This is a genomic window from Glycomyces harbinensis (genome assembly GCF_900101745.1).
Classification (GTDB): domain Bacteria; phylum Actinomycetota; class Actinomycetes; order Mycobacteriales; family Micromonosporaceae; genus Glycomyces; species Glycomyces harbinensis.
On the sequence record NZ_FNAD01000001.1, the window covers coordinates 129761 to 156752 of the forward strand.

Sequence of the window (26992 nt, forward strand, 5' to 3'; positions counted from 1 at the left end):
GGAATACGGCCCGAGCGCGATAATCGTATCCGTATGAGTTAACGACTGAAAGAGCTTCAGATGTTGGCAGCGCTTATGGGTTTTGGTGGTGCGCTGGCCGGTGCGCTAGCCGTGATTCTTGGAGGCCTACTCGTTGAATCTCGCCGTGCTCGAATCGAGGAACAACAGTGGCGCCGCGGGCAGCTTGCAGAAGGGCATGAACAAGCGTTGCGGTATCTCACTCGCGCCACGTTCAGGCGGACCGGTTTCATCGATGGGAATGGTCGTGCGGTGATCTCTCTTGAGCACCAGCGGGAATGGTTCGATGATCTTGCCGAAGCGCAGGCATGGCTTCGAGTTATCGTTAAATACTCAGATCCCGATAAAAGCAAGCAGATAGGGGCAATCGCGGATAATCTTGATACGCACGTCCTGGCCCTCCTGCAAGCCGAAAAATATAGCGAAAAGGGCTTCTCAATGACCGCCCTTCTCCGATCATGTATTTCTGCGCTTACTGAGCAACCGAGTGAGGCCAGAGAAATAGCGCCCACATCCGCCATACCAATTGCTCCCCCTTTCGGAACTGGAAACTTTGGCGGTGGGTATGTGCAGACCGCAACTCCGCTGTCATCGTTCGACGGCAATGCAGTTACGTGGCGCCAATATCCATCGTTCGGAGGAACTCCTCTGAGTGGCGGATTGGGAGGATCGCCTATATATATGAGCGGATTTGAGGTTCGTGCTGACGGAGAAAAACCTACGCCGGATCAAGCGCCACCCTGGGCTTGAAGTTGATGACGCTTCAGCAAGATTCGCCAACTAAGAACTGATTTCAAGTTCGCGGGTGATCAGACTGGCTGTGTCCGGTCTGGGGTTTCAGATTCGGTCGCTGATCGGGCATAGCGATGCCGTGGGAGATTGATCCTGTTTCAATTTGACCGGTGTTCGTAGTCGTTGATGAAATCTCCGGGCTGCCTGGCTCGGACCACCCCGCGAAAGTGCCCCGACGTGCGCCAACGTGGGATGATGCGGGTATGGCAGATGAGTATCCGCAGGACCAGCCTTGGGTCGAGCACACCAAGACCGGGCTCGAAGCCGGCGCGAACGTGATCCCGTTGGTGGGAGGCATCGTCGCGCTGGCGCTGTCGAAAGCGTTGAACCACAAGCTGGAGCAGCGGCGCGCCGCATGGCTCCAGGCGCTCGCAGACGAGATCGCGCGACTCAGCGAGACGGTCGACGGGCTGAGCCCGGAGAACCTGGCAGAGAACGACGACTTCATCGACGCGGTGGTCACCGCTACACGCATCATCGACCGGACGTCCCAGCAAGAGAAGATCCGTCTGCTCAAAAATGCGGTCATGAACTCCGCCCGTACAGGCGCACCGCAATCCGATGTCCAGCAGCTCTTCTTCCGGATGGTCGACGACCTCACCGTTACCCATCTCAACCTGCTCATGCTCTTCGGAGACCCTCCGGGATGGTTCGATGCCCGCCCCGAATTGGAAAGGCCGGATTTCTCCATGTCGTCGAACCTGAGTGGGCCTTGCCCGACCTGGCAGCCGAGGGCAAGGACATCACGGACCGGTTCTTCAACCAGCTCGTCAACGACGGCCTGCTCAGCGGACAGCTCGGCGGGAACATGACCGCCAACGGCGCCTGGGGAGCGATCACGACCCCACTCGCCGAACGCTTCCTTGCGTTCCTGTCCGATCAGACTGAGAGCCTATGACCGGGCCCGGAGCTCCGTAAGCGGGGGCGATTACGCACTGAGTGAAGCGGTAGCAGGCCGCCGCAGCGGCGTAAACGCAATGTCGCGTGTCGGAGGCGATCGGTAACGTCGACTCCATGGCTGATCACTGGATCCCGACTTCCGAAGCCGCCCTGCAGCAAGCGATCGCGAACGGCACGTTCGAGGAGAACCACCACGTCGAGGCGAAGCGCGAGTTCGCGACCGGGTCTGCAAAGAACAAGGAGATGGCACGCGACCTCGCCGGCCTTGCCATCGACGGCGGCGTGCTCATCATCGGCGTTGCCGAACTCAAGGACATCCAGTCGTGGCGGTGCGAACCACTACCGCTCCAAGGACTCGGCGAGCGAATCGAGCAGGTCGTCCAGCAGCTGATCCACTCGCCACTGCCCGTCCGCGCCCGAACCTTCCCCGCAGCCGGCGACCCGACACTCGGGTACGTGGCCGTCGAGGTCCCGGCCTCGCCGCAGGCCCCGCACATGGTCGACAACATCTATTACGCACGAGGAGAAAAGACCAAGCGGCGCCTGGGGGACGCTGAAGTGCGCACATACCTGGCTGCCCACCGGGACCTCGGCGAGCAGATCCACGACCTCCTAAGTATTGTCCCGTAAGTTGACTACCGGTGTGTTCCAGTTTGGTGCCGCGGGGCTTCAGTCTTCGAGGGTGAGGTTGTAGAGCCGGGCGATGCCGGCCATCGCTTCGGCTGATCCATTGCCGCGCAGACGGCAGTCGCGCAGCACTTTCCAGACCTTCATCTTCGCGAACGTGTGCTCGATGCGGGCGCGGACCTTCCGGTGCGAGGCATTGTGCGCCTCCTTCCAGTCAGTGAGCGGCTCGTCCTTGGCCCTGCGCCGGTGAGGGATCACCGCCCTAGTGCCCTGGTAGCCGCCATCGGCGATGATTGTCGCGGTGTGGGTAGCGTGATCAACGCCAGAGGCGGCGAAGGCCACCGAGTCGTTACGGTTGCCCGGCAAGGGCTCCCCGACGACGACCGCCCGTCGGGTGTCGGCGTGGATGACCACCTGATGGTTGGTCGAGTACCGGTAGTTCTTCGATTTCGCAGCCACGGCGTGGTCCCTGGTTGGGACCAGAGTGCCGTCGACGATGAGCACCGTCTCGGGCGCATACCGCTGCCGGGGACGAAGCGCGAGTTTGGGTGCGAGGTCGTCAATGATCCGGTCGGCGGCCGACTTCGAGGTGCCGAACAGTGCCGCGATCTGGCGCATCGTGAGGTTGGTACGCCAGTATGCCGCGACCAGCAGCACCCGGTCTTCAAAAGCGAGTTTCCAAGGACGACCTCGCAGCACAGGATCGGCGCCTTCTCGGCGAAGCTGGCGGACCAACCTTGCGAACCGACTAGGACTCAGCCCGCTGAACAACAGCACCAAAGATTCGTCCTTCGCCGTGATCACTCCTGCCACCACACCATGATCCGTTGCGCTTCAACGGCATCTGGTCCGGCGGGTCCGAGATGAGCGAGTGGTCAGTGCCCACCGGGCAGGAACCTGGAGGCTTTAGTCGACCTCGCTGCGAACGGATTCGAGTTCACTGGAATCGAATCCCTGCATCTCGGCGGCCTGCTGGAGCCATTGCGCAGCAAGCTCCCTCCAGTACGGCGACCAGGATCGCCGCGCCGAACCGATGACCGTTGACAGCAAATGCGACGGGGAACGAAACTCCTCCGGGCTCAAGTCAGCCCAGTGCCGGGAGAACTCGCCGAGGCAATCGGCCAGCGGGCGTTCCATGAACGGCCACATAGGGACCATGTTCGCCTGCCCCAGGCTCACCCGCTCCTCGCCGATAACACCTACACCAAGGCGGCCGTCGACCATCCGACCGATCCACGCTCCGTCACCGCGTTCAATGACCGGCCTCCATTGATGCACACCCAGATCCTCTGTTCACTCCGGCATGTCCGCTATAACCCTAACCCTGTGGTCGTTGCTGGCCGTCATGCCCGCGAACATGGCGACTCAGCGGCGTCCACGCCGGCCCCGATCTTTGAAGGCTTCCCTGACCTCGCGCCTACTGGATGCTCGGTCAGATCCCCGCGCCGCAATTGGTTCGATATGGAAGACTCCTGTTGAGTTCCGTTGTGGCACAACGGAACTCAACAGGAGTCTTTCTCAGTCCGTAAACACGGCCTAAGCGTCTCGTCGGGTCACAGGTAGGGGCTCTGGGTGAGCAGGTGGGTCCGGTAGCCTTCGCCGACACCGGGCTCCGGAGTGCCGGACCAGTCCTTGATGAGGACCGCGCCGCCGGTGCAGCCCCAGGGGTTCCAGGTCCACGCCAGGTAGCCCATGCCATTCGCGTCGGCCCAGTCCACCAGTCCCTGCATGTAGTCGAACCCGCAGTCGTCCTGGCCGAACTCGCCGAGCACGACTGGCACCTCCTGCATCAGCGGGGCAATCTCACTGTCCCAACAGGACTCGGTCACGCACCTGTTGAAGCTGTACGAATGCCAGGACGCGGCGATGTTGTTCAGCGGGTCGTTCGGCATGTAGGCCAGCCATTCCCGCATGTCGTTAGTCCACTCAAGCCCGCTGACCATTAGTATGTTCGTGGCGCCGGTGTCGCGGACCGCGTCGACGAGGTCCTGCATACCGGCCACCTCGTACCCGATGCCGGCGCAGGTGCCGCCGTCGCGCAGGCACTGCCAGCCCAACGTCTTGTCCCAGTTGCTGGCCATATCCGGGTACGGTTCGTTGAACAGGTCGAAGACGACGGCGTCGTTGCCCTTGAAGGTGTCGGCGACGCCGGCCCAGAACTGCGGGGCGTACTGCGCGTCGGGCATCGGCTTCTGGCAGGTGGCGTGCACATCGGTGCAATGCCAGTCCGGTCCTGTGGTGTAGGCGCCCCAGGTCCAGTGTAGGTCGAGGATGACGTTGAGGCCGTTGGCGACCAGGAGATCGACGTAGTCCTTGATGCCTTCCTGGTAGGCGGTGCCGCTGGGTGAGCCGTTGAGGCCGAGCCAGCACTCCTCGTTGAGCGGGAGGCGAACGGCGTGGATGTTCCAAGCCTTCATGGCGTCGACGGACGCCTGGTCGACCGGGCCGGAGTCGAACAGGCCCTTGCCCTGCACGCACGCGAACTCAGCGGAGGACCGGTCCACACCCAGCAACCGGTACGGCTCGCCGTCCTCGGTGAGGATCTGGTTGCCGGAGACGCTGAGCTGCGGCGCCGGACCGTCCGGCGGGGAGGTGGTCGGGTCCTCGCTGGGGGTGGTGGTCGGGCCCCCGGTAGGTGTCGTCGAGCCGGTGCAGGGCGTGCCGTTGAGCGCGAAGGACGCCGGTTCGGGGTTGGCGTCGCGCCATGTCCCGACGAACCCGATCGAGGTGGAGGCGTCGGTGTCCAGTGACCCGTTCCAGCTCATGCTGGCGGCGGAGACGCTGGCGCCGGATTGGGTCCAGGCGGCGCTCCAGCCCTGGGTGACCTGCTGGCCGGCGTTCGGGAAGTCGAAGGTCAATGTCCAGTCGGACATCGGGTCGCCGAGGTTGGTGACGTCCAAGTCGGCGCGGAACCCGCCCGACCACTCGCTCTGCACGGTATAGGTGACCGCGCAGCCCGAGGTAGCCGCCGATGCGGGAAGGGTCGCCGTTGCCAAGCCACCCAGTACCAGTGCGCCGACGGCGCCGACGACCAACAGTGTCTGACGATGTCGCATGTCAGCTCCTTGATTCTCGTGAGGGATGGGAGCGCTTCCGTTATCATCTTAGTTAGGCAGCCGAATAAAGTCAAGCATTCATATAGATCTATGCTTAGTGATCACCGTGCAGCCGATCGGGCGAAAGGGCAAGCAGGCGAGTAAGTAAGGCAGCCTGACAAAGTACAGCGAAGGAGGCACACGTGGCGCTCAGCCCGACGTGGACAAACAAATCGAGGACCAGGGGTCTGATCCTGGACGCCATCCGTGCGGCCCGCACGATCAGCCGGGTGGAGCTCGCGGCAGCGACGGGTCTTACCGGCGCCACGATCTCCGATCTCGTGCGGGAGCTCATCGACGACGGATTGGTCGTCGAGGCCGGCCGAGGTGCGCCGACCGGCGGCAAGCCGCGCACGCTGGTGCAGCTCGACCCCCGGGCCCGCTACAGCGTCGGAGTCCAGATGGAGCGCAACACCTGCGTCATCGTCATCGTCGACTTGGCCGGCCGACCGGTGGCCCGAACTTCGTTCCAGGGTGTGGCGTCGATGCCGCCGGACCAGGCACTGCCGATGATCGCCTCGCAGGTGGACGCCCTGCTGGCCACGGCTGCCGTCGACCGCGACCGGGTGCTGGGGGTCGGGCTGGTCAGCTACGGCCCGCAGGACCGCCGCGCGGGGGTCCTGTTGAGCCCGCAGCCCTCCGAGCCATGGCTCGAATACCCGGTCGCGGAGCGACTCGCGCAGAGCCTCGGCCTGCCCGTGCTGCTCGACAACGACGCCGCGGCCGCCGCGATCGGCGAATACTGGATGGGCGCGGTCGACCGACGAAGCACCTACGGCTGCATCTACATGGCCAGCGGGATCGGCGGCGGAATCGTGGTCGCCGGCGAGGTATACCGAGGCAGCTCCTCCAACAGCGTAGAACTCGGCCATATGTCGATCGACATCAACGGCGACCAGTGCCCGTGCGGCAACGTCGGCTGCCTGGAGAACTTCGCCGGCCCGTCAGCCCTGGTCCGGCAGGCCGCGGCCACGCCCGCGCTGGCCGAGCGACTGGTGCCCGACCCTGACACCGCCGACTTCCTCACCGAGTTCGCGCGGATCGCGGCTGCCGCCAACGCCGGCGATCCGGCCGCCCGTGACCTCATCGAGCGGTCGGCCCGCTACATCGGAGCCGCCGCCGTCACCATGACCATCCTCTTCGATGTGGACGCGATCGTCCTGGCCGGTCCAAGCTTCGCGGTAGCGGGCTCTATCTACCAGACCGTGATCCAGGAGGAAGTGGACCGTCGCACCGTCACCTGGCGGACGCACCCGGTGCGGGTGATGCCGTCGGTCAACGGCCCCGACGCAGCAGCGATCGGCGCAGCGGCCCTCGTGCTGCAAAGCGAGCTGACCCATGGCCGGACTCGGACTGAGGAGGGGAGGGGTGCCGGCAGCCATGCCCGACCGGTGGCCGCGGTCGCGGGTGATTAGCCCCGAGAGCGGGGCGCAGATTCCTCGAGCCCCAGCCCGGGTGGGATTCGAACCCACGCTGTACGGATTTCAACATGCGGTTCTGTCCGCTAGGGCGCTTGAGCTGGCAATATGCGGCGAGGGCTTGGTTCGACGGGCCTACCGGATCTTGCCCTGAGTGGTTGATCTGTATGAGGTCCTGGTGTGGGATGTCCGGTTCTATCCGCCTGGCGTGCATCCAGTCGTGATCGGTTTCCGCAAAGGTCCGCATCGGTCTGGCGCTCGCTGTTGCGTCAGCTTGTCAGTTCTGGGTCCGAGTCGATTCTGAGCGTGCGCATGAGGGCGTTGATAGCTCGTCGTTGCTCCTCGGGAAGATCTACATCAGTGAGTTCCCGAACCCCGTTGGCGAACTCGATGGCTTCGGCATCGAGGGCGGCTATCACTTCGTCCACTGCGGCAAGTCGGGCGGTCAGGCGACTGACGAGCGCCTGTGCTTTCTCTTCAGGGCTTCCTTGGCGCCGTGGGAGACCGGTGCCGAAGGGGTGATGTTCGACGAACAGGTCTTCGTCGCCGCCGGGAAGCGGGCGGGCAGCGGTGGTCCAGGCGTTGAAGCGTGCGGGGGAGATCTCGACACTTGGGGCGATCTCAATGGCGACCTCGGCGCCGTCCGGCATGGTCATGAAAGTCAGCGGTGAGACGCCGAGGGCGTTCGCGATGGCCAGAACTGCATCGAAGGTCGGCTTGACGTGGCCGGCCTGCATGTTCCAGATTTTGTTGTTCGTGATGTCGGAGCGGCCGATGTCTGCGAGCCGCTCGACCAGATCGTCGACCGTCAGACCTTGAGCTTTTCGAACTTCGCTCATCCTCAGTACGACGATCTGATTGGGGTCGAGGACTTTCGACGCTGACTCCGCAGCGCCATCCGGGAACTCACCCCCAACCCGACCACCAGCCAGAGCCCAGCCACTCCAGGTCAGCAGTCACCCAACGAACCGCAACCTGGCCTCGGAGGTCTCCGATGACCCAGCCGCACCGCTCAACCGCCCGCAGCCAAGCCCCCAAACCCCTGCCACACGTCATCACAGCCAAGACCATGCGAATCGCCTGGCTCCGAGGCGAAGTCCGCCCGCTCTCACCCCAGATCGACAACTGCGTCCAATACCTGGGCTATTGGTGGATCAACGACGACACCGAATGGATCAGGGTCACCGCTCAGAACGCAATCGATCTCCTGAACGCTCAGAAAATCCGTTCCGCATCGATCTACCGCAACCTTCACGCCAAGCGGGGAGAAGAGCCTGCCTAAAGCCCCAGCTCAGCAAGTCTGCTCTCCACGCACGTGGAGGTCTTCCGAGAAACCCAATGTTGGGGCAGATATAAGCACTGAGGCTTTCTCTGCAAGGTGATCGGTGCGCTGAGTGAGGTTTATGCGATCTGGCTGCGGCTCAGGTGGATCGGGCATGGCTGCATGCCGAGACCGGCGTGACCGTCGACGCGACGCCGTCGGTGAGCGAGGCGCACGCGATCGTCGCCCAGGTCGAGTACCGGCTGATCAGCGAGGTCTCGAGCCTGGCCCGCGCCACCGTCCACACTGACCCGCACGGTAGCCGGGACGCCCACGACCTGATCGCCCATCACCGCTGAGACCGATTGCGGGGCTGTGGCGATACCTGTCTTTGCTAACCTGCCGATATGTCTAAAGCCCCGAACGAAGATCCCCTACCAGAAGGCGACGAACGGCCGAACTCCAAGCAAGGCGAGAAGCGGCGCAGGAAGGAAGAGGCCCGGCAGCGCGAACGCGAACAGCGCAGGCCGCTCGTTCGGGCGGCCGCAGTCTGCGGCTCCGTGGCCGTCGCAGGACTCGCGGTCGCGGCGGGTCTGGGTCTGATGGAGTTCGGCGATGCGGCGCTGTGGATCACCGGGCCCGCCGGCATCGCGGTCTTGGCCTTGGTGGCGATCCTCGTCGTGATCGAGCGTATGAAGACGCGAGTGAAGGACCGGATGGGTGTCGCCGGCTGGATCGGACTGGGCCTCGCAGTCCTGTCCGGAATCTCGCTGATCGCCGCATTCGTGTCGTTCCTCGGTTCGGGCGATATGGTGCCTGTTGCCGTGGGAGTCGCCATCTTCGGTTCCGTGTTCGCCTTCGGGGCTCTCGGTTCCGAGTTCCTCAAGGATGTCGAGGGTGGTAATGACGTCAACACCGTCGTCCAGTCGATGAACGACATTTCGAGTAATCACAACTGAGGATGCTTGCCACGGTTGCCAACGACATCACGGGATCAGCGGTGGAACCGCAGACCACTCACGACGGGCTGCCGGTCAGCCCGGTGAGGAAGTCGGTCAAGCGGCGCGGCGCGAGCTGACCGAGGAGGCCGGGCCGTACATCGCCGCATTCGCCGCGGCGATCCGCCCGTTCCCGGGTGAGGCGGGAGCATGGCCAGGTTCCTACTCGAGGTGCCCTGGGGTACGCGCGTATCTGCTCTTCACACACGTGGAGGTCTTGCGGCAATGTGGGTTCGAGGTTCGATCGGCCGGAACTGCTCTTCACGAACACGGGAGCTTTCGCTGGGCATAGCGAGGGAAGGGCGGCAACGCCCTGGGACAGCTGAGCTTGGGAAAGGATCCACCCGCCGTTTCCGCCTTGAGAGGGTGGCGTTGCCGATCACTGATCGGTGTCGCGCTTACATGTCGTGGATCTAGCGGGTTCGTGCTCCGGTTGGTCGATGAGCATGGCCGCGAAGCCGTCGAGGTGTCTCGCGAGCGCGTACTCGAACCGCCCGTCGAGGTCGGTGACGGCGTCCTCGGGGACCGCGGCCAGGAGCGGGAAGCGGCCGCCCTCCATCAGAGCGTCCGTCTGCTCGCGCCGGGCCCGGCGCCAGCGGTCGAGGCTCACGCCGCTCTCCTGCTCGGCCTCGATCTCGTCGGCCATCGACAGCGCGGCGCTGATGACGATCGCGTGCAGCGTCATCGCCTCCTGAAAACGGGTGCGCGGCGACAGGCCCAGCCCGTCGAGCGCCCGCAGCGTCCACTCGGTGTGGGCGGCCAGTCCCGGGACCAGCAGCGGCCGCGTGAACGAGACGGCGCGCGCGAGCCACAGGTGCTTGCGCGCCAGCCGCCATTGCAGGCGCGCCATGAGTTCGAGCTTGGCCCGCCACCCGTCGGGGCCCGGCTCGGGCAGGTCGTCCCCGACGACCTCGTCGACCATCTGCGCCACCAGCTCCTCCTTGGTCGCCACGTGCCGGTACAGCGACATCGGGCCCACGCCCAGCTCGGCGGCGAGGCGGCGCATGGTGACCGACTCCAGGCCCTCGCGGTCGGCGACGGCGACCGCGGTCCGCCGGATCAGCGCCGCCGTCAACGGCGGCGGGAGCCTCCCCGGCCGCGCGGCCGGTCGCCGGGCGGGCATCGCGGCCGCGACCTCGCGCTCGGCAGCGTCGCCCGCGACAGGCCCGCTGACCACGGTTCCGGCGCCGACGCGCGTCTCCACGAGCCCTTCGTCGCGCAGCACCGCCATGACCCGGTTCGCGGTCGCGAGCGCGACGCCCCACCGCTGGGCGATCCGGCGCACCGAAGGCACACGGTCGCCCGGACGCAGATCGCCCGCGGCGATCCCGGACCGGATCTCGGCGGCGATCTGCCGGTACGGCGGTTCTGGCACCGGTGACGACACGGGTTCCTCCGATCTCGGGCGCCCACGCGCGCACCGCTCGCCGCAATCGTACTAGATCACTCGGCCATGCACTAGTACACTTCTTACTGTTTACGTTTGCTTTCAGCGAGGTTCGCGTGGATACGATGTACGCATGGCACCTGATACACCGTACGCGCCGGTCTGGAGGATCGGGCCCGCGAGCCGCGACGCGGTCGTCGACGTCCTCGCCGACGCCTTCCGCGCCGACCCGCTCGCCGCATGGCTCTTCCCCGACCGCATCAGCCGCACCCACTACCAGGCCGGGTTCTACGGGTCGCTCCTCGACCACCCCGCCGCCGAGACCCACCTCGCCGGCGACGCCGCCGCGATCTGGCTCGACCTCGCCCCCGGACGGCACCTCGGCGACCCCGCCCAGGAGGCCGCACCCGAAGACCCGGCCCTCGCGCGCCTGCACGCCCTCGGCGCGGCCCTCGCGCCCCGCCACCCCGCCGGACCGCACCTGTACCTCGCCGTCATGGGCGTCGCCGCCTCCCGGCAGGGCTCCGGCCTCGGCACGTCCCTGATGCGCCACCGGCTCGACCAGGCCGACCGCGACGGCGTCGGCACCTACCTCGAAGCGAGCTCGCCGCGCAGCCGCGCCTTCTACCTCCGCCACGGCTTCGCCGACCTCGGCGAACCCGTGCGCCTCGCCGACGCGCCACCGCTCTTCCCCATGTGGCGGCACCCCGCCGCCGATACCCGTCCCGTCCACCGCCGATAGAAGGAAACCGACACCATGACCACCACCGACCGCAAGTCCACGCCCACACTCGTGTTCGTCCACGGCACCCACGTCTCCTCCTTCAGCTGGGTCGGACTCACGAGCGAACTGACCCTCCGCGGGTTCCGCACCGTCGCCGTCGACCTCCCCGGCCACGGCATCGACGGGTTCTTCCCGCGCTCCTACCAAGCGCCGCAAGACCTCGCCGCGCTCGCGAAGGAACCCTCCCCGCTCGCGGCCTACACCGCCGAGGACTACGCCGAGCACGTCGTCGAAGTCGTGCGCCGCGCCCGCCGCAACGGGCCCGTGGTCCTCGTCGGCTCCAGCCAGGGCGGCGTCACCCTCAGTCGCGTCGGCAGCGCCGTCCCCGAACTCATCGACCGCATCGTCTACATCGGGGCCTACTGCTGCGTCGACCTGCCGACCATGGCCGCCTACCTCGCCGAACCCGAGAACGCCGACAGCCTCATCGACAAGGTCACCGCGGCGCTCGCCGGCGACCCCGCCGAACTCGGCGTGGCCCGCATCAACTGGCGCACCGCCGACGCCGCGCTGCTCGACGGCATCCGCGACTGCCTCGCCGGCGGCCTGTCCGATGAGGAGCTGACCCGCCTCCTCAACCTCTTCCAGCCCGACGAGCCCGTGGCCATCCCCTACGGCGAGGTCCGGGTCGAAGCCGACCGGTGGGGCCGCATCCCGCGGACCTACGTGCGCCTCACCGAGGACCGCCTGATCCCGCCGGCCCTCCAGGACCGGTTCATCGCCGAGGCCGACCGCCTCACCCCGCACAACCCGACCGAGGTCCACTCCGTCCCCGCGCCGCACGTCGGGCCCTTCTACCGCCCCGACATCATCGAGATCTTCGCCGAGATCGCCGAGCGCGCCGCCCGGTAGCGCCGCCGAGGTCGCGCCGCCCCCGCGGCGGCGCCGACGCGCGGGCCCCCGAAGCCTCCCCGGGCGACCCCGGGGGCCCGCGCCCCTCACCGGACGGTCGAATGTGACACGGCCACGGTCCCCGAGCCGTTCCGGCGCTCCGCCGCTATGCTCGTCGGCATGGACGATTCTCCTAGTCATAAACCCTGGCTCACCTCGGGGCGGCCAATGCCGGTTCCCGCCACGCCGCAGCGAGGTGAGCGTTGAGTACGGAAGTCTGGGGCATCCTCGCCGGGGTCGTTCTGACCGTCGGCACCGGACTGTTCGTCGCCTCCGAGTTCGCGCTGGTCAACCTCGACCGCGCCGAACTGGAACGTCGCCGATCGCGCGGTGAGAAGGGCCTGAGCCCGACCATCAAGGCGCTGAAAGTGACCTCTACGCACCTGTCCAGCGCGCAGCTGGGCATCACCCTCACCACACTCCTCGCCGGCTACACCTTCGAGCCGGCCATCTCCTCGCTGCTGCGCGAACCGCTCCTCGGGCTCGGCGCCGCCGAGTCCGCGGTCGGCGCGATCGGCGCCGTCATCGGCGTGACCCTCGCGACGCTGTTCTCGATGATCCTCGGCGAACTCGTGCCGAAGAACTTCGCGCTCGCGGTGCCGCTGGCGACGGCGAAGCTCGTGGTCCCGTTCCAGATCGGCTTCACCTTCGTGTTCAAACCGATCATCGCGCTCTTCAACGGCACGGCGAACCGGGTGATCCGGTCGATGGGCATCGAACCGAAGGAAGAGCTCTCCGGCGCGCGCAGCGCCGAGGAGCTCAGCTTCCTGATCCGGCGCTCGGCCACCGAAGGCTCGCTGGACCGGGACGAGGCGGCGATGCTGCACCGGACCCTGACGTTCTCCACCCACACCGCCGCCGAGGTCATGACCCCGCGAGTGCGGGCCGTGACGCTCGAACGCGACGCCAGCGCGGCCGACGTCATCGCCGAGTCGGCCCGGACCGGCCACTCCCGGTTCCCGATCCTCGGCGAGGACGTCGACGACGTCATCGGCGTCGTCCACGTCAAGACCGCGTACGGCGTCGAGTTCGACCGGCGCGAATCGGTTCCGGTGGGCGACCTGATGTCCGAACCGCTGAAGGTCCCCGAGACCGCCGGCGTCGGATCGCTGCTGGGCACGCTCCGCGGCCGCGGCTTCCAGATCGCGGTCGTCATCGACGAGCACGGCGGCACCGCCGGCATCGTCACCCTCGAAGACCTCGTCGAGGAACTGCTCGGCGAGGTTCAGGACGAGCACGACCAGCTGCAGCGCCACATCCTCAGACAGGCCGACTCGATCCTGCTGGTCGGCTCGCTGCGGCCCGACGAGCTGTGGGAGCGCGCGGGCGTGCGCATCCCCGAGGGCGAGGACTACGAGACCGTCGCCGGCTACGTCCTCGACGTGCTCGAACGCATCCCCGCCCCCGGCGAGGAGGTCCGGATCGAACGCGGCCGGCTCCGCGTGGACCGCCTGACCGGCTCGCGCATCGACCGCCTCCGCTACCTGCCCGACGACAAGGCGACCGACCCCGCCTTCGGCGGGACCCGCGAGCGCATCCTCGAATCCTTCGAGCAGGAGGCGAACCGATGAGCGAGTACCTCCCCGGACTGATCTGGCTGGTGGTCCTCCTGGTCGCCAACGCCTTCTTCGTCGGCGCCGAGTTCGCCGTCATCTCCGCGCGCCGCTCGCAGATCGAGCCGCGCGCCGCCGAGGGCAGCCGTGCCGCCAAGACCACCCTGTGGGCCATGGAGCACGCGACGCTCATGCTCGCGACCAGCCAACTCGGCATCACCGTGTGCTCGCTGGTGATCCTGAACGTGTCCGAACCGGCCATCCACCACCTCCTCGAATACCCGCTGGGGTGGACCGGCCTCACGCCGGGGATGGTCACCGGCATCGCGTTCGTCGTCGCGCTGCTGCTGGTCACGTTCCTGCACGTCGTGTTCGGCGAGATGATCCCGAAGAACACCGCGTTCTCGGTCCCCGACCGGGCGGCGCTCATCCTCGCGCCGCCGCTGGTGTTCGTCTCGCGCGTGGTGCGCCCGCTCATCTGGTCGCTCAACGCGATCGCCAACGGCGTACTGCGGCTCTTCCGCGTCGAACCCAAGGACGAGGCGCAGAGCGCCTACACGATCGACGAGGTCGCGACCATCGTCGAGGAGTCCCAGCGCGAGGGCACCCTCGTGGACGACTCCGGCACGCTGACGGCCGCGTTCGAGTTCACCGAGAAGACCGTCGCCGACGTCGAGGTCCCGATCGGCGAACTGGTCTCCCTGCCCGCCAACGCCACGCCCCGCGACGTGCAGGAGGCCGTCTCGCGAAGCGGCTTCTCCCGCTACGTCATCGACGATCCGGAGGGGCCGCCGCGCTCGTACCTGCACCTGAAGGACGTGCTCGACCTGACCGACGCCGATGCGCTCGATCAGCCGATCCCCGCCGACCGCCTCCGCGACCTCCCGGTCGTGTCCGGCCCCGACGAGCTCGAGGACGGCCTGGCGCAGATCCGCGCCCAGGGCGCCCACGTCGCCCGCGTGACCGGCGCCGACGGCGCCACCACCGGCGTGCTCTTCCTGGAGGACATCGTGGAAGAGCTCATCGGCGAAGTCCAGGACGCCGCCGGCCGAGCCTGACCGCATCTGAGACTGAGGACCGAGGCCCCGGCCGCCGACGGCGACCGGGGCCTCCGCGCTCCCTCGGAGGCCGTGGCCTCCGCGTCACCTCAGCCGTGCTCCGCGACCGCAATCCCCGCGAACGTCCGCCGATACGCGCTCGGCGAGACCCCCAGGGCCGCTTGGAAATGCAACCGCAGCGACGCCGCCGACCCGAACCCGGCCTCGGCCGCCACCCGGTCGACCGACTCGCCGCTGCGCTCCAGCAGGTGCCGGGCCCGCTCCAGGCGCTGGTGCAGCAGCCACCGCTGCGGCGACGTGCCGACCTCCTCCCGGAACCGGCGCGTGAACGTCCGCACGCTCATCGCCTCGCACTCGGCCAGCTGCCGCAGCGTCAACGGCTCATGGAGCCGGTCGAGCGCCCACGCCCGCGCCTTCCCCGTCGAGGTCGCGCCCGGCTCGGGGATCGGCCGCTCGATGTACTGCGCCTGCCCGCCGTCGCGGTACGGCGGCACCACGGCCCGGCGCGCCACGCGGTTCGCGACCGCGACCCCGAAGTCCAGCCTCGTCATGTGCAGGCACAGGTCGAAGCCCGAAGCGACCCCCGCCGACGTCAGCACCCCGCCGTCCTCGGTGTACAGCACCTCGGGTTCCAGCCGCACCCGCGGATAGAGCCGCCGGAACCGCTCGGCCGCGTCCCAGTGGGTCGTCGCGCGCCGCCCGTCGAGCAGTCCGGCCGCCGCCAGCACGAACGAGCCCGTGCAGATCGAGGCGATCCGCGCCCCCGGGCGCACGAGCGCCAGCGCCTCCGCGAGCGCACCCGGCAGCCGTCCGTCCGTCCACGACTCGTCCGACTCGTGCGCCGAGGGGACCACGACCGTGTCGGCCTCCGCGAGCGCCTCGGGCCCGTGCGGGACGTTGACCGTGACATCGGTGTCCGTCCGGACCTCGCCCGCCTCGACCGCGCACGTCGCCACCTCGTACAGCGGCTCGCCCGCCGACTTCGCGGTCCCGAACACCCGGTGCGGGATGCCCAGCTCGACCGGCAGGAGGCCGTGGCGCACCAGGACCGCCACGCGGTGCCTGCCCGGATGCTGAAAAACCGTCATGGCCCGATCCTCGCACATATTGGCCGTCGGGCCACTGGCCGCCTCCCGCCGCACCGGCGAAGCTTGACCTCATGTCCATCGCCACCCCAGACGCCCCCCAGCAGCAGCGGCATCGGCCCGCGGGCCGCATCCACCTCGCCTGGTGGGTCGCCGCCGTCAGCTTCGTCGCGCTCGTCGGCGCCGCCGCCTTCCGCGCCACCCCGAGCGTCTTCATCGACCCCCTCCACCGGGAGTTCGGCTGGTCGCACGGCACGATCTCCATGGCGATCGCCGTGAACATCCTGCTCTACGGCCTCTTCTCGCCCTTCGCCTCCGCACTCCAGGAGCGCTACGGCATCCGCCGCGTCGTCGCCTGCGCCCTCACCCTCATCGCCGTCGGCAGCGGCGTCACCATCTTCATGACCGCCTCCTGGCAGCTGGTCCTGTGCTGGGGCTTCATCGTCGGCATCGGCACCGGTTCGATGGCCATGGCGTTCGTCGCCACGATCACCAACCGGTGGTTCATCGCGCGCCGCGGGCTCGTCAGCGGCATCCTCACGGCGGGCTCGGCCGCCGGCCAGCTGGTCTTCCTCCCGCTCGTGGGCCTCCTGGTCGAAGGGCCCGGCTGGCGCGCCGCCGCGATCCTGGTCTCGCTCAGCGCGCTCGCGATGGTCCCTCTGGTGCTGCTGGTGGTCCGCGACCGGCCCGAGGACGCGGGCCTGCGCCCGTTCGGCGCCGGACCCGACTACGTGACGCCGGCGCCGCCGCAGTCGGGCGCCGCGCGCCGCACCCTCCGCGTCCTGTGGGAGGCGAGCGGGACCCGCGTGTTCTGGCTCCTCGCCGGGACGTTCGCGATCTGCGGCGCCTCCACGAACGGCCTGGTCGGCGCGCACTTCGTGCCGGCCGCCCACGACCACGGGATGCCGTTGACGGCGGCCGCGTCGCTCCTGGCCGTCATCGGGTTCGTGGACCTGGTCGGGACGATCTTCTCGGGCTGGCTCACCGACCGGTTCGACCCGCGGGTCCTCCTGGCGGTCTACTACGCGCTGCGCGGGCTCTCGCTGCTGGCCCTGCCGTCGCTGTTCGCCGGGGACGTCAAGCCCCCGATGCTGTTCTTCATCGTGTTCTACGGGCTCGACTGGGTGGCGACCGTGCCGCCGACGATCGCGCTGTGCCGCGAGCACTTCGGCGAGGACGGCGCGGTCGTCTTCGGCTGGGTCCTGGCCTCGCACCAGGTCGGGGCGGCGCTCATCGCCTGGGGCGCCGGCTTCGTCAGGGACGCGACGGGGAACTACGACCCGGCGTGGTTCACCGCGGGAGCGCTGTGCGCGCTCGCCGCGGTGATGTCCCTCATGGTCGGTCGCCGCGCGGCACCAGTCGCTGCAGCTGGGTGACGTGGCCCGGCTCGAGTTCGTCGAGGCTCGCGACGCCGAGCAGCTTCATGGTCCTGACGACCTCCTCCCGGAGGATCGCGACGGTGCGGTCGACGCCGTCGCGGCCTCCGGCCATGAGCCCGTACAGGTACGCCCTGCCGATCATGGTGAACCGCGCGCCGAGCGCGACGGCGGCGACGATGTCGGCGCCGGACATGATCCCGGTGTCGAGGTGCACCTCGGTGTCCTTGCCGACCTCCTTCACCACCTGGGGGAGGAGGTGGAACGGGATGGGCGCGCGGTCGAGCTGGCGCCCGCCGTGGTTCGAGAGCGTGATCCCGTCGACGCCCATGTCCGCCAGGCGCTTGGCGTCGGCGACGGTCTGGACGCCCTTGACGACGAGCTTCCCGGGCCACTGCTCCTTGATCCAGGCCAGGTCCTCGTAGTCCACGGTGGGGTCGAACATGACGTCGAGCAGTTCGGCCACCGTGCCGGACCAGCGGCTCAGCGAGGCGAACGCGAGCGGTTCGGTCGTGAGCATGTCGAACCACCAGTTGGGGTGCCTCGCCATGTCGAAGAACGTCTTGGCCGTCAGCTCCGGCGGGATCGCGAAGCCGTTGCGCTTGTCGCGCAGCCGGGCTCCGGCGACCGGCACGTCCACGGTGACCAGGAGCGTGTCGAACCCGGCCGCGGCGGCCCGTTCGACCAGGGCCATGGACCGGTCGCGGTCCTTCCACATGTACAGCTGGAACCAGTGGCGCCCTTCGGGTCCGCCGACCTGGGCGACCTCTTCGATCGGGGTGGTGCCCATGGTCGAGAGGGCGAACGGGATGCCCGCGGCCGCGGCGGCCCCGGCTCCGGCGGTCTCGCCTTCGGTGTGCATCATGCGCGTGAACCCGGTGGGCGCGATGCCGAACGGCAGCTCGACGCGCCGCCCCAGGACGTCCCAGCCGGTGTCCACGGTCGAGACGTCGCGGAGGATCGCGGGGTGGAATTCGACGTCCTGGAAGGCCTGGCGGGCCCGCGCGAGGGACAGCTCGCCCTCGGCGGCGCCCTCGGTGTAGTCGAACGCGGCCCGGGGCGTGCGGCGCTTGGCGATGAGCCGCAGGTCGCCGATCGTCAGCGCGGCGCGCAGGCGCCGGCGCCTGCCGTTGAAGTCGGGCTTCTTGAACCGCACCAGGGGCAGGATGTCCTTGGGGCGGGGGAGCTGTCGCTTGGTCATATGAGGGCCTATCGAACGGGTCGGTTGAGTGCACCTTATGGGGACGGCGTCGGGGCGATGCGGAGGGTACACCCCGCGCGATCGATTAAAACGTTTCAATCCGGCGGACGAGTAGAACCCTAAGTCAGCGTCCCGCCGTAGTCAACCCGGTGGCGCGGCGCGGGCGGGAGCCGCCGCGGCGGCTCCCGCCCGCGCCTCACTCTCGATGCCGCTAGCCGCAGGTCCTCGCCGCGAGCCAGCCGGCCATGGCGCGGACGCCGTGGCCGATGGACCGCTCGTCGGGGTCGAAGAGCGGCGAGTGCGGCGCGTAGGTGAGGATGCCCGCGCCCGGCCTGCCGACGCCGAGGTAGGTGTAGGTGCCCGGGAGCCGGTCGACGAACAGCGAGTAGTCCTCGCCGTTGAACGGCACCACCGCGTGCAGCACGTGCACCGCCGCCTCGCCCAGGTCGCGGCGCAGGTGGCGCTTCAGCTCGTGGCCCTCGCGCACCGGGCAGACCAGCGCGGGGAACGGGTCCTCGGGGAAGGACACGTCGGCGCCGTGCCCGCCGCCGATCCGGTCGATCTCCTCGCGCACCTCGAGGTACCGCTCCTCGGGCCAGCACCGGTAGCCGAAGTCCACCGTGACGTCGCCGCCGGCGTCGGGCTCGCCGACGTCGGCCCAGGAGAAGACGAACTCGGCCAGCAGCCCGTCGGGGGTCTCCAGGGCCTGGACCAGGACCTCGAATTCGGCGGGGGACTGGGGATAGGACACGGTGGCGAGTCCGTGGACGGCCTCCGCGAAGGCCGCGGCCCGCTCGGCCGCGTCCGGGCCCGACAGCGTGGTCGTCCCGCGGTCCAGCCCGGGCATGCCGATGCCCGGGTTGACGCCGAACTCGCCGACCGGGAGCGCCCCGCAGTGCAGGGCGTGGATCTCGACGGGGTCGGTCCAGTCCAGGACGCCGTCGTCGAGCATCGCCTGCGCCCCTTCGAGGGACTCCTCGGCGGGCTGGAAGAAGAAGACCACGGTGCCGCTCAGGTTGCGGCGCAACCGGGCGAGGACCACGGCGATGCCGACGCCGACCGCGGTGTGGATGTCGTGCCCGCACAGGTGCGACGGACCCGCGTCGGTGGGGACGGCGTCCATGTCGGCCCGGTAGGCGACGGTGCGGCCCCGCTTCGCTCCTTTGAGGACGCCCACGACGCCGTGGCCGCCGACGCCGGTGGTGACGGTCAGGCCCGCGGCCCTGAGCTGTTCGGCCACCTTGCGGGCGGTGCGTCCCTCCTCGCCGGAGTCTTCGGGATGGGCGTGGAGGTCGGCGCGGAAGGCGAAGAGGTCGGCCTCGATGCGCGCCACGGCGGCGTCGATCGCGTCCTGGTCCGGCCCGCCTCCCGAGGCCGCGGCGGCGTGCGCGGGCGACGCGACGACCGCGGCGGCGGCCGCCGCCGCGCCGAGCGCGATGCGCCGGGACAGTTCGGGCGTCTGGTTCCTGTTGTCGGACATGCGTCCTCCGAGTTCATGCGGCAGCGCCGCGAAAGGGTGTTGCTCCGGACGATAGGACGATCGCGGTGCGAAAACAGTCATGCTGTCCCCCCGATCACCGCTACCGCTGGCACCCATGCGATCGGCTCGTGGAGCCGAACGTGGAGCCGAACTGCGTTCGATTGGAGCATCCGGAGCTGCTATCGTGGCTCCATGGCGAGCGGCACCGGCCCGAGACGGGCCCGCGGAGAGATCGAGCGGCTCCCGAGCGGGTCGCTGCGGGTGCGCGTCTACCTCGGAATCGATCCCGCGACCAGGAAACGCCGATACCTCGTCGAGACCGTCCCCGCCGGGCCCGAGGCCGCACGCGAGGCCGAGGGCGTGCGCGACCGGCTCCTCGCCCGCGCCGAAGCGCACCGCAGGACCGAGAAGGCCGACCGTCGCCCGACCGCCGGCTCCGCAGCGGCGGGCGCCGCGCCGGCCGCCGCCCCGGGCCGGCTGACGATGGCCGCCATCGCCCGCCTCGCCGGCGTCTCGGCCCCCACCGTGTCCAAAGTGCTCAACGGCCGCGCCGGCGTCGCCCCCGAGACCCGGCGCCGCGTGCAGCGCCTCCTCCACGAGGAGGGCTACCAGCGCCCCGACAAGATCGCGCGCGCCGCCTGCGTCGAACTGGTCTTCTACGGCATGCAGGGGTACCCGGCGGTCGAGATCATGCGGGGCGCCAAGGGCGTCGCCGTCGAGCACGGGCTCTCGGTCGGCTTCACCGACGTCGAGCAGGAGGAGTCCGCCGGCCTCGGCTGGGCCGAGCACCTGCTGGCCGGGCGCCCCACCGGCGTCATCATCGCCCACATGGGGTTCACCCCCGAGCAGCACGGACTGCTCAGCGCCAGCGGCATGCCGATGGTCGTCCTCGACCCGGTCGGCGAGTCCCTGCTCCCGGTCCCCTCGGTCGCCTCCGCCAACCGCCACGGCGGCATCGCCGCCGCACGGCACCTGCTCGACCTCGGCCACCGGCGGATCGCGGTCGTCACCGGACCCCTGGAACGGCTCAGCGCCGCCCAGCGCCTCGACGGCGCCCGCGCCGCCGCGGCCTCGGCCGGAGTACCGCTCGACAAGGCGCTGGTCCGCAAGGGACGCGGCTTCGCCTTCGAGGACGGACTCGAGCACGGGACCGCGCTCCTGCGCATGTCCGACCCGCCCACCGCCGTGCTGTGCGGCAACGACCTCCAGGCCTTCGGCGTCTTCGAGGCGGCCCGGCGCGCGGGCGTGCGCATCCCCGACGACCTCTCGGTGGTCGGCTTCGACGACATCTCGCACGCGCGGTGGACGGGCCCGGCCCTCACCAGCGTCCGGCAGCCGTTCAGGGACCTCGGGGCGACCGCCGCGAACCTCGTCCTGGCCCTCGCCGAAGGCGAGACCGTCGCCCAGTCCCGCATCGAGCTGATGACGACCCTCGTGGTCCGCGACAGCACCGCCCCGCCGACGCGACACTGACTCCACGAAACGGTCCTTGCCTTCACCGATCGTTTCTGCGACACTGCTTGCATCGATCTATGTCGATGCAATGGAGTGCCGCCCGCCCCAGCACCGGGCGGCCCTGCCAGGGAGTCCCGACGCGCCCCCACCCGCCGCCGCGGTCCGCACCGTGCTCCCGCACCTCCAACGGCTGCAAACCGAGGACGGACCATGACACCGCAACGCAACGAACCCCGAGACCAGCGGCCGGCGCACGTGAGCCGGCGGTCGCTCCTGGCACTCGGCGGGGCCCTCCCGGTCCTCGCCGTCGCGAGCCCGGCCGCCGCCCAGACCACCGTCACCGTCGAACCCAACGTGGTGCAGCAGACCATCCAGGGCTTCGGCGGCATGAACCACACGGTCTGGATCTCGGACCTCACCGCCGCCCAGAGGGACACGGCCTTCGGCAACGGCGCCGGCCAGCTGGGCTTCACCATCCTGCGCATCCCCGTCCACGAGGACCGCGCCAACTGGAGCCGCGAGGTCGCCACCGCCCAGCGCGCGGTCGCCCTCGGCGCCAAGGTCATCGCCTCCCCGTGGAACCCGCCGACCTCCATGACCGAGTCCTTCTCGGGCGGCAAGCGCCTCCGCTACGACCAGTACGGCGCCTACGCGACCCACCTCAACGACTTCAACACCTTCATGCGCAACAACGGCGTCAACCTCTACGCGATCTCGGTGCAGAACGAACCCGACTACGCCCACGAGTGGACGGCGTGGACCGCGGCCGAGATCGTCCGCTTCCTCAAGGAGAACTCCGGCGCGATCGGCACGAAGATCATCGCGCCCGAGTCCTTCCAGTACCGCAAGGCGCTCTCCGACCCGATCCTCAACGACCCGCAGGCGCTGGCCAACATGGACATCCTCGGCGCCCACCTCTACGGGACCCAGAACGCGGACTTCCCCTACCCGCTGTTCCAGCAGAAGGGCGGCGGCAAGGAGCTGTGGATGACGGAGGTCTACCACCCCAACAGCTCCGACTCGGCCGACCTGTGGCCGAACGCGCTCGACGTCGGCGAGCACCTCCACCGCGCCCTGGTGTACGGCCGGTTCCAGGCGTACATCTGGTGGTACATCCGCCGCGGCTACGGCCCGATGCGCGAGGACGGCCAGATCAGCAAGCGCGGCGCGAACATGGCGCACTTCTCCAAGTTCGTGCGCCCCGGCTACCAGCGGATCACCGCGACCGCGAACCCGCAGTCCAACCTCTACATCACGGGGTTCAAGTCCGGTTCCAAGGTCGTCGTCGTGGCCGTCAACAAGGGCACTTCCTCGGTGAGCCAGCGCTTCGCGATCACCGGCAGCGCGGCTCCCAGCGTGTCCTGGTGGCTGACGGACGCGAGCCGGACCCTCGCGCAGCAGTCGAACATCGGCCTCTCGGGCGGCGCGTACACCGCGCAGCTCCCGGCGAGGAGCATCACCACGTTCGTGACCAACTAGGAAGGGCCGTACCCGTCGCCGCCGGGCGGGCGAGCCGCTGCTCCACCGCCGGAACGAACCCGGCTGGTCACGGCACCCGGACGACGATCTTGCCCTGGTGGTCTTCGGCGGCGAGCCGCGCGAAGGCCGCCGGGGCGTGCTCCAGGGAGTAGGTCCGGTCGAGGGCGAGCGTGACGACGCCCTCGGTCACCAGGGCGGTGACCGCCTCCAGATCGGCGCGCGACTGCGGCACGACCAGGACCTTGACGGTCTTGCCGCGCCCGGCCGACCACCCCGCGGCGGCCAGCGCCAGGAGGATGCGGGTCCGCCCGCCGACCATGAGGTACTGCCCGCCGGGGCGCAGCGCCCGGTGCACGCGGTACGGCGAGCGGTGCCCCATGAGGTCCACGATCCGGTCGTAGCGGTCGCGGTGGTCGGCCCAGTCCTCGGTCTCGAAGTCGATCGTGTCGTCGGCGCCGATGTGCCGCATGTGGTCCGCCTTGGCCGCGCGGTCCACGCCGGTCACCGTGGCGCCGTAGTGCTTGGCGAGGCCGATGACGAGGGAGCCGCCCGCACCGCCCGCGCCGTTCACCAGCACCCGGTCGCCCGGACCGATCCCGCGAGTGGCCCGGTAGGCGATGCATCCCGCCTGCGGGATCGCCGCGGCGTCCATGAAGGACATACCAGTCGGCTTGCGGGCCAGGAGCCGCGGCGAGGTCGCGACGTATTCGGCGAGCCCGCCGCGGTACCCGGCCAGCTCGCCGTAGACCTCGTCGCCCTTGGCGTACTCGGTGACCGAGCGCCCCGCCGAGACGACGATCCCGGCGACGTCGGAGCCCGGCACCGGATTGCGCGGCCGGCGCAGGCCGCCCAGGCGCGAGTAGAAGGGGCTGCCGGCGAGGTTCTCGCGGTCGGAGCCGTTGAGGGACACGGCCTTGACCTCGATGAGGATCTCGTCGTCCGCGGGCACCGGCTCGGGCAGGTCGTCCACGCCGATGGCCTCGGCGGTGCCGTATCGGTCTTGGATCACGGCTCTCATGGGGGACTCCAGTCTCGAAGCAGCCGGGAAACTCCAGATTAGACCGAAATAATGGGGAACGGGGTCCGCCGCGGACCGGTTCGCGGTCAGGGACCGGCTTCGGTCAGGACCTCGCGGTGCGTGACGGTGCGGTCGAATGCGACGAGCACCGCCTGCGCCTCGGGTTCGACCACCGAGGCGTCGACGTCCTCTCCGGCGAAGCCCCGGATCGAGGCCATCGACTCCCAGAACGTCAGCGTGCTCAACGTGCGGACCGGCTCGTCGCCCTCCGCCACGAGGTAGGCGCCCCGGAAGCCGGGCCGGCGCCGCAGCTCCGGGAGCAGGACGACCTCGAAGTAGTTCCGGTAGGCGTCGACGCCCTCGGGTGTGGCGCGGGCCGTCCAGGTTCGCAGGATCATCGCCGCCGTCCTTCCGTTGCCATCGAGTCGCACGGGCTCGGGCTGGTCCTCAGCCGGTCCCGTCCGGGTCGGCGATGCGGAGCAGCTGCTTGCCGAGGTTGCGGCCCTCGAAGAGGCCGCGCAATACCGCCGGGGCCCGTTCGAGGCCTTGGCGGACGTCCTCGGCGTAGACGAGCCGGCCGCCGCCGACCCATTCGCCGAGCCGGCCGAATGCCTCGGGGAAGCGTTCGAGGTAGTCGAGGAAGATGAAGCCCTCCATGCGGGCGCGCTTGATACCGAGCTGCAGGTAGTTCCGCGGTCCCGGCGGGGGCTCGCCCGCGCCGTAACCCGAGGATATGCCGCCGACCACGACGACGCGCGCCCGCAGGGCCAGGTTCGCCAGCGCCGCATCGAGGACGGCGCCGCCGACGCCGTCGAAGACCACGTCGAGCCCTTCGGGTGCGAGGTCGCGCAGGCGCGCCTCGACGTCGTCCGCACGGTAGTCGACGCAGGCGTCGAATCCGGCGGTCTCGACGACCCATGCGCACTTCTCCGGCCCGCCGGCCGAACCGATCACCTTGCAGCCCTGCAGGCGTGCGATCTGGCCCGCGATGGAGCCGGTCGCCCCGGCCGCGCCGGTGACGAACACCGTGTCGCCCTCGCCCGCCCGTCCGACGTCGACCATGCCGAAGTAGGCGGTCAGTCCCGTGGATCCGAAGACGCCGAGCATCGCCTTGGGATCGATGCCGTCGGGGACGCGGTTGAGTCCGAAGAGGCCGTCGTCGGCGGCGATGGCGTAGTCCTGCCAGCCGACCATGCCCGCGACCCAGTCGCCCACGGCGAGACGCGGATTGCGGGAGGCGACGACCCGGCCGACGCCGCTCGAGCGCATGACCTCGCCGAGGGGCACGGGGTCGATGTAGTTGGCGCCCTCGTTGAGCCAGCCGCGCTGCGTCGGCTCGACGTTGAGCCACACCACCCGGACCAGCGCCTCTCCTTCTCCCGGTTCGGGAACGGGGCCGGTGCGCAGTGCGAAGTTCGCCTCGTCGACCAGGCCCTCCGGTCGGGAGGCCAGGACCCACTGCCGGTTGACCGGGGTCGTCATGACGTCTCCATTCCAGTACGGGAAGTCCAGGTGTCCAGGAGCAGCGCGAACGCGTCGACCACGACTTCGTCGCCGACGCCGTCGGGGGCGATGAGCCGCTGGATGAGCAGGCCGTCCTCGAGGGCGTGGACGATGAGCCCGAGGAAGGCGGGGTCGGCCGCGGGAGCGGCGCCGTGCCGCGACAGCGCCGCGGCGATGCCCTCCGCCAACGCCTTGCGCGCCAAGTACTCCCGCCGCGCCAGTTGCGGCCGCACCTCCGGGTTGCGCAGGGCGTAGAGCAGCAGCTCGGTGCGCATCGCGTACCAGTGCTCGAGGTGCTCGGCGCGGCGGCGGTTGAACGCGCGCAACCGCTCCAGCACCTCGGCGAACGACGCGGCGCCCTCGCCCAGCGCGGCGACCTCCTCTAGTTCGCGCTCGGTGCGGCGCTCCAGGAGGGCCAGCACCAGGTCGTGCCTGCCGTCGAAGTTGCCGTAGAACGCACCGCGGCTGAAGCCCGCCCGCTCGGCGATCTGCTCCACGGAAGCGCCGTTGACCCCGCGCTCCACGAAGAGCTCCTCCGCGGCGGCGAGCAGGCGCTCCCTGGTCTGCGCGCGACTCTCCTCGCGCGTCAGCCGTCTCACCACGCACGCCTCCATTCAGATACAGTTCTGCATTCAGATGCAGAACCGTATCACGAATGGCCGCGCCTCCGGACGCGCGCACTTTTGCACCCCTGCCCTACCTTGGCGCCCATGGGTGAACAGCAGCCGCACGACGAATGGTGGACCTCGGGTCCGGTGTTCTCCACGACCGACCAGGGGTCGAAGATCACGACGATCGCACCGGGCGCGCCGCTCGGGACGCTCACCCCGAAGCTCGCCGCCGGCGCGGCGCTGACCTGCGCCACGTGGGCGGGCCTGGCGTTCGCGGTCATTCCGCGGACCATGGGCAGCGGCAACGTGGTCCCCTGGGTCGACGAGGCGGCGCACTCCTGGTGGTGGATCGCGCTCTCGGTCGTGGGGATCATCGGCCTCGTGTCCGCCGCACCGTCGTTCTACGGCACCCTGGTGCGGCGCTTCGGGCAGCAGACGTTCGGCTTCGGATGCTCGGTCGCGATCGCCGCCGCGGGCTTCCTCGCGGCAGGGCTCGTCCACCTGCGGATGATCGCCGTCTACCGGGCGTCGACGCCGTCCGCGGCAGGGCCCGACGACACGATCGTCCTGATCGTCACCGCGGTGGCGTGCGCGATCCTCGCCACCGGCCTGGTGTGGCTGCCGTTCGCCTTCTTCCGGGCCCGGCGCCGGCAGCGCCGGATCATCGGGCTTCGCGAGACCGGCACGCGCTTCGCGGGGGAGGTCGACTCGCTCGAGTTCAAGAACCAGTGGATCTCGGGGCGCCCGCAGTTCGACGCGACGATCCGGTACGCCCTCGACGCCGAGACCCGGACCATCCGGGCCGCGATGGCCACCGTCTCCGATCGCGTGCCGCTGCCCGGCTTCCCCGTCCGCGTCATGGTCGGCGACGGCGCCGCACTGGTCGAACCCGACCTGGACCGCCCGGCGGCGTTCGATCCCGACACCGACCAGTACACGCAGCCCTCGGGCGGCGGCGGCTGACCGCGGCGAAGCGCCGGGCCCGAAGGCCCGGCGCCCGCC

The 26992-nt window shown here is 69.3% G+C and carries 27 protein-coding genes; 15 read left to right on the forward strand and 12 right to left on the reverse strand.

The window, feature by feature from the left end; genetic code table 11:
• Positions 1-60 precede the first annotated feature (60 nt).
• The 3 genes from BLQ63_RS27580 (at position 61) to BLQ63_RS00570 (ending at position 2340) form a co-directional block, all read left to right on the forward strand.
• Positions 61-768 carry a hypothetical protein gene (locus tag BLQ63_RS27580; protein ID WP_143014714.1) on the forward strand — a complete coding sequence of 236 codons (708 nt, stop codon included), beginning with the start codon at positions 61-63 and terminating at the stop codon, positions 766-768.
• Positions 769-1013: 245 nt separating this feature from the next.
• Complete coding sequence (locus BLQ63_RS00565) at positions 1014-1622, forward strand: hypothetical protein (protein ID WP_091027210.1); 609 nt, start codon at positions 1014-1016, stop codon at positions 1620-1622.
• A 202-nt stretch (positions 1623-1824) separates the two neighbouring features.
• Positions 1825-2340, forward strand: coding sequence for an AlbA family DNA-binding domain-containing protein (locus BLQ63_RS00570; protein ID WP_143014715.1), 516 nt, complete (start codon positions 1825-1827; stop codon positions 2338-2340).
• Positions 2341-2379: 39 nt separating this feature from the next.
• Here BLQ63_RS00570 and BLQ63_RS00575 read toward each other — a convergent pair whose 3' ends face one another.
• The 3 genes from BLQ63_RS00575 to BLQ63_RS00585 all read right to left on the reverse strand — a co-directional run bounded on the left by BLQ63_RS00575 (position 2380) and on the right by BLQ63_RS00585 (position 5393).
• Positions 2380-3150: a transposase gene (locus BLQ63_RS00575; RefSeq protein ID WP_091028496.1), complete on the reverse strand. Its 771-nt coding sequence runs from the start codon at positions 3148-3150 to the stop codon at positions 2380-2382.
• Between the two features lie 93 nt (positions 3151-3243).
• Positions 3244-3561, reverse strand: a complete 318-nt coding sequence (locus BLQ63_RS00580) for a hypothetical protein (RefSeq protein ID WP_091027212.1) — start codon at positions 3559-3561, stop codon at positions 3244-3246.
• Positions 3562-3890: 329 nt separating this feature from the next.
• On the reverse strand, positions 3891-5393 hold the full coding sequence (locus BLQ63_RS00585; RefSeq protein WP_091027213.1) for a cellulase family glycosylhydrolase: 1503 nt from the start codon (positions 5391-5393) through the stop codon (positions 3891-3893).
• 182 nt (positions 5394-5575) lie between these two features.
• Between BLQ63_RS00585 and BLQ63_RS00590 the strand changes: the two genes are divergently transcribed.
• The gene (locus tag BLQ63_RS00590; RefSeq protein WP_091027214.1) at positions 5576-6847 is read left to right on the forward strand and encodes an ROK family transcriptional regulator; all 1272 of its coding nucleotides are present in this window, start codon (positions 5576-5578) and stop codon (positions 6845-6847) included.
• A 272-nt stretch (positions 6848-7119) separates the two neighbouring features.
• Here the strand turns inward: BLQ63_RS00590 and BLQ63_RS00595 are convergent, their stop codons facing one another.
• Positions 7120-7689: a helix-turn-helix domain-containing protein gene (locus tag BLQ63_RS00595; protein ID WP_091027215.1), complete on the reverse strand. Its 570-nt coding sequence runs from the start codon at positions 7687-7689 to the stop codon at positions 7120-7122.
• Positions 7690-7844: 155 nt separating this feature from the next.
• On the opposite strand from BLQ63_RS00595, the gene BLQ63_RS00600 reads away from it, so the two are divergent.
• The 3 genes from BLQ63_RS00600 (at position 7845) to BLQ63_RS27585 (ending at position 9070) form a co-directional block, all read left to right on the forward strand.
• Positions 7845-8132: a hypothetical protein gene (locus BLQ63_RS00600; RefSeq protein ID WP_091027216.1), complete on the forward strand. Its 288-nt coding sequence runs from the start codon at positions 7845-7847 to the stop codon at positions 8130-8132.
• A 176-nt stretch (positions 8133-8308) separates the two neighbouring features.
• The gene (locus BLQ63_RS00605) at positions 8309-8470 is read left to right on the forward strand and encodes a cation transporter dimerization domain-containing protein (protein ID WP_177154727.1); all 162 of its coding nucleotides are present in this window, start codon (positions 8309-8311) and stop codon (positions 8468-8470) included.
• A 48-nt stretch (positions 8471-8518) separates the two neighbouring features.
• A complete protein-coding gene (locus tag BLQ63_RS27585) occupies positions 8519-9070 on the forward strand; it encodes a hypothetical protein (protein ID WP_143014716.1) in 552 nt (183 codons plus the stop codon).
• Positions 9071-9488: 418 nt separating this feature from the next.
• On the opposite strand, the gene BLQ63_RS00615 is transcribed toward BLQ63_RS27585, so the two are convergent.
• Positions 9489-10496, reverse strand: a complete 1008-nt coding sequence (locus BLQ63_RS00615; protein ID WP_218124961.1) for a TetR/AcrR family transcriptional regulator C-terminal domain-containing protein — start codon at positions 10494-10496, stop codon at positions 9489-9491.
• 133 nt (positions 10497-10629) lie between these two features.
• On the opposite strand from BLQ63_RS00615, the gene BLQ63_RS00620 reads away from it, so the two are divergent.
• From BLQ63_RS00620 to BLQ63_RS00635, 4 genes are all read left to right on the forward strand, one after another.
• On the forward strand, positions 10630-11238 hold the full coding sequence (locus tag BLQ63_RS00620) for a GNAT family N-acetyltransferase (protein ID WP_091027220.1): 609 nt from the start codon (positions 10630-10632) through the stop codon (positions 11236-11238).
• Between the two features lie 15 nt (positions 11239-11253).
• A complete protein-coding gene (locus BLQ63_RS00625) occupies positions 11254-12132 on the forward strand; it encodes an alpha/beta fold hydrolase (protein WP_091027221.1) in 879 nt (292 codons plus the stop codon).
• Positions 12133-12374: 242 nt separating this feature from the next.
• Positions 12375-13742, forward strand: coding sequence for a hemolysin family protein (locus BLQ63_RS00630; RefSeq protein WP_091027222.1), 1368 nt, complete (start codon positions 12375-12377; stop codon positions 13740-13742).
• Positions 13739-14782, forward strand: coding sequence for a hemolysin family protein (locus BLQ63_RS00635; protein ID WP_091027223.1), 1044 nt, complete (start codon positions 13739-13741; stop codon positions 14780-14782). Before BLQ63_RS00630 ends, BLQ63_RS00635 begins: the two co-directional genes overlap by 4 nt.
• Before the next feature lie 89 nt (positions 14783-14871).
• On the opposite strand, the gene BLQ63_RS00640 is transcribed toward BLQ63_RS00635, so the two are convergent.
• Positions 14872-15870 (reverse strand): GlxA family transcriptional regulator, encoded by a 999-nt coding sequence (locus tag BLQ63_RS00640; RefSeq protein WP_091027224.1) that lies wholly within the window; start codon positions 15868-15870, stop codon positions 14872-14874.
• Between the two features lie 71 nt (positions 15871-15941).
• On the opposite strand from BLQ63_RS00640, the gene BLQ63_RS00645 reads away from it, so the two are divergent.
• Positions 15942-17243 (forward strand): MFS transporter, encoded by a 1302-nt coding sequence (locus BLQ63_RS00645; RefSeq protein WP_091027225.1) that lies wholly within the window; start codon positions 15942-15944, stop codon positions 17241-17243.
• On the opposite strand, the gene BLQ63_RS00650 is transcribed toward BLQ63_RS00645, so the two are convergent.
• Positions 17200-18444 (reverse strand): alpha-hydroxy acid oxidase, encoded by a 1245-nt coding sequence (locus tag BLQ63_RS00650; protein WP_091027226.1) that lies wholly within the window; start codon positions 18442-18444, stop codon positions 17200-17202. The genes BLQ63_RS00645 and BLQ63_RS00650 overlap by 44 nt on opposite strands.
• A gap of 211 nt (positions 18445-18655) precedes the next feature.
• Positions 18656-19924, reverse strand: coding sequence for a M20 metallopeptidase family protein (locus tag BLQ63_RS00655; protein ID WP_091027227.1), 1269 nt, complete (start codon positions 19922-19924; stop codon positions 18656-18658).
• 192 nt (positions 19925-20116) lie between these two features.
• Here BLQ63_RS00655 and BLQ63_RS00660 point away from each other — a divergent pair, with 192 nt between their 5' ends.
• The gene (locus BLQ63_RS00660; RefSeq protein ID WP_218124963.1) at positions 20117-21397 is read left to right on the forward strand and encodes a LacI family DNA-binding transcriptional regulator; all 1281 of its coding nucleotides are present in this window, start codon (positions 20117-20119) and stop codon (positions 21395-21397) included.
• 192 nt (positions 21398-21589) lie between these two features.
• Entirely contained in the window at positions 21590-22858 is a 1269-nt protein-coding gene (gene xynC / locus BLQ63_RS00665) for a glucuronoarabinoxylan endo-1,4-beta-xylanase XynC (RefSeq protein ID WP_091027228.1), read from the forward strand.
• Between the two features lie 67 nt (positions 22859-22925).
• Here xynC and BLQ63_RS00670 read toward each other — a convergent pair whose 3' ends face one another.
• The 4 genes from BLQ63_RS00670 to BLQ63_RS00685 all read right to left on the reverse strand — a co-directional run bounded on the left by BLQ63_RS00670 (position 22926) and on the right by BLQ63_RS00685 (position 25993).
• Positions 22926-23876 (reverse strand): NAD(P)-dependent alcohol dehydrogenase, encoded by a 951-nt coding sequence (locus BLQ63_RS00670; protein ID WP_091027229.1) that lies wholly within the window; start codon positions 23874-23876, stop codon positions 22926-22928.
• An 86-nt stretch (positions 23877-23962) separates the two neighbouring features.
• The gene (locus BLQ63_RS00675) at positions 23963-24274 is read right to left on the reverse strand and encodes a hypothetical protein (protein WP_091027230.1); all 312 of its coding nucleotides are present in this window, start codon (positions 24272-24274) and stop codon (positions 23963-23965) included.
• A gap of 49 nt (positions 24275-24323) precedes the next feature.
• A complete protein-coding gene (locus BLQ63_RS00680) occupies positions 24324-25358 on the reverse strand; it encodes an NADP-dependent oxidoreductase (protein WP_091027231.1) in 1035 nt (344 codons plus the stop codon).
• A complete protein-coding gene (locus BLQ63_RS00685) occupies positions 25355-25993 on the reverse strand; it encodes a TetR/AcrR family transcriptional regulator (protein WP_091027232.1) in 639 nt (212 codons plus the stop codon). Before BLQ63_RS00685 ends, BLQ63_RS00680 begins: the two co-directional genes overlap by 4 nt.
• A gap of 96 nt (positions 25994-26089) precedes the next feature.
• Here BLQ63_RS00685 and BLQ63_RS00690 point away from each other — a divergent pair, with 96 nt between their 5' ends.
• Positions 26090-26953, forward strand: coding sequence for a hypothetical protein (locus BLQ63_RS00690; protein WP_091027233.1), 864 nt, complete (start codon positions 26090-26092; stop codon positions 26951-26953).
• The last annotated feature ends 39 nt before the right edge of the window (positions 26954-26992 follow it).

Excerpts from the sequence above, each read along its gene's own strand:
- BLQ63_RS27580 (WP_143014714.1), top strand. The coding sequence starts at position 61 with ATGTTGGCAGCGCTTATGGGTTTTGGTGGTGCGCTGGCCGGTGCGCTA.
- BLQ63_RS00565 (WP_091027210.1), top strand. The coding sequence starts at position 1,014 with ATGGCAGATGAGTATCCGCAGGACCAGCCTTGGGTCGAGCACACCAAG.
- BLQ63_RS00570 (WP_143014715.1), top strand. The coding sequence starts at position 1,825 with ATGGCTGATCACTGGATCCCGACTTCCGAAGCCGCCCTGCAGCAAGCG.
- BLQ63_RS00580 (WP_091027212.1), bottom strand. The coding sequence starts at position 3,561 with ATGGTCGACGGCCGCCTTGGTGTAGGTGTTATCGGCGAGGAGCGGGTG.
- BLQ63_RS00585 (WP_091027213.1), bottom strand. The coding sequence starts at position 5,393 with ATGCGACATCGTCAGACACTGTTGGTCGTCGGCGCCGTCGGCGCACTG.
- BLQ63_RS00595 (WP_091027215.1), bottom strand. The coding sequence starts at position 7,689 with ATGAGCGAAGTTCGAAAAGCTCAAGGTCTGACGGTCGACGATCTGGTC.
- BLQ63_RS00600 (WP_091027216.1), top strand. The coding sequence starts at position 7,845 with ATGACCCAGCCGCACCGCTCAACCGCCCGCAGCCAAGCCCCCAAACCC.
- BLQ63_RS27585 (WP_143014716.1), top strand. The coding sequence starts at position 8,519 with ATGTCTAAAGCCCCGAACGAAGATCCCCTACCAGAAGGCGACGAACGG.
- BLQ63_RS00620 (WP_091027220.1), top strand. The coding sequence starts at position 10,630 with ATGGCACCTGATACACCGTACGCGCCGGTCTGGAGGATCGGGCCCGCG.
- BLQ63_RS00625 (WP_091027221.1), top strand. The coding sequence starts at position 11,254 with ATGACCACCACCGACCGCAAGTCCACGCCCACACTCGTGTTCGTCCAC.
- BLQ63_RS00635 (WP_091027223.1), top strand. The coding sequence starts at position 13,739 with ATGAGCGAGTACCTCCCCGGACTGATCTGGCTGGTGGTCCTCCTGGTC.
- BLQ63_RS00640 (WP_091027224.1), bottom strand. The coding sequence starts at position 15,870 with ATGACGGTTTTTCAGCATCCGGGCAGGCACCGCGTGGCGGTCCTGGTG.
- BLQ63_RS00645 (WP_091027225.1), top strand. The coding sequence starts at position 15,942 with ATGTCCATCGCCACCCCAGACGCCCCCCAGCAGCAGCGGCATCGGCCC.
- BLQ63_RS00650 (WP_091027226.1), bottom strand. The coding sequence starts at position 18,444 with ATGACCAAGCGACAGCTCCCCCGCCCCAAGGACATCCTGCCCCTGGTG.
- BLQ63_RS00655 (WP_091027227.1), bottom strand. The coding sequence starts at position 19,924 with ATGTCCGACAACAGGAACCAGACGCCCGAACTGTCCCGGCGCATCGCG.
- BLQ63_RS00660 (WP_218124963.1), top strand. The coding sequence starts at position 20,117 with ATGGCGAGCGGCACCGGCCCGAGACGGGCCCGCGGAGAGATCGAGCGG.
- xynC (WP_091027228.1), top strand. The coding sequence starts at position 21,590 with ATGACACCGCAACGCAACGAACCCCGAGACCAGCGGCCGGCGCACGTG.
- BLQ63_RS00670 (WP_091027229.1), bottom strand. The coding sequence starts at position 23,876 with ATGAGAGCCGTGATCCAAGACCGATACGGCACCGCCGAGGCCATCGGC.
- BLQ63_RS00675 (WP_091027230.1), bottom strand. The coding sequence starts at position 24,274 with ATGATCCTGCGAACCTGGACGGCCCGCGCCACACCCGAGGGCGTCGAC.
- BLQ63_RS00680 (WP_091027231.1), bottom strand. The coding sequence starts at position 25,358 with ATGACGACCCCGGTCAACCGGCAGTGGGTCCTGGCCTCCCGACCGGAG.
- BLQ63_RS00685 (WP_091027232.1), bottom strand. The coding sequence starts at position 25,993 with ATGGAGGCGTGCGTGGTGAGACGGCTGACGCGCGAGGAGAGTCGCGCG.
- BLQ63_RS00690 (WP_091027233.1), top strand. The coding sequence starts at position 26,090 with ATGGGTGAACAGCAGCCGCACGACGAATGGTGGACCTCGGGTCCGGTG.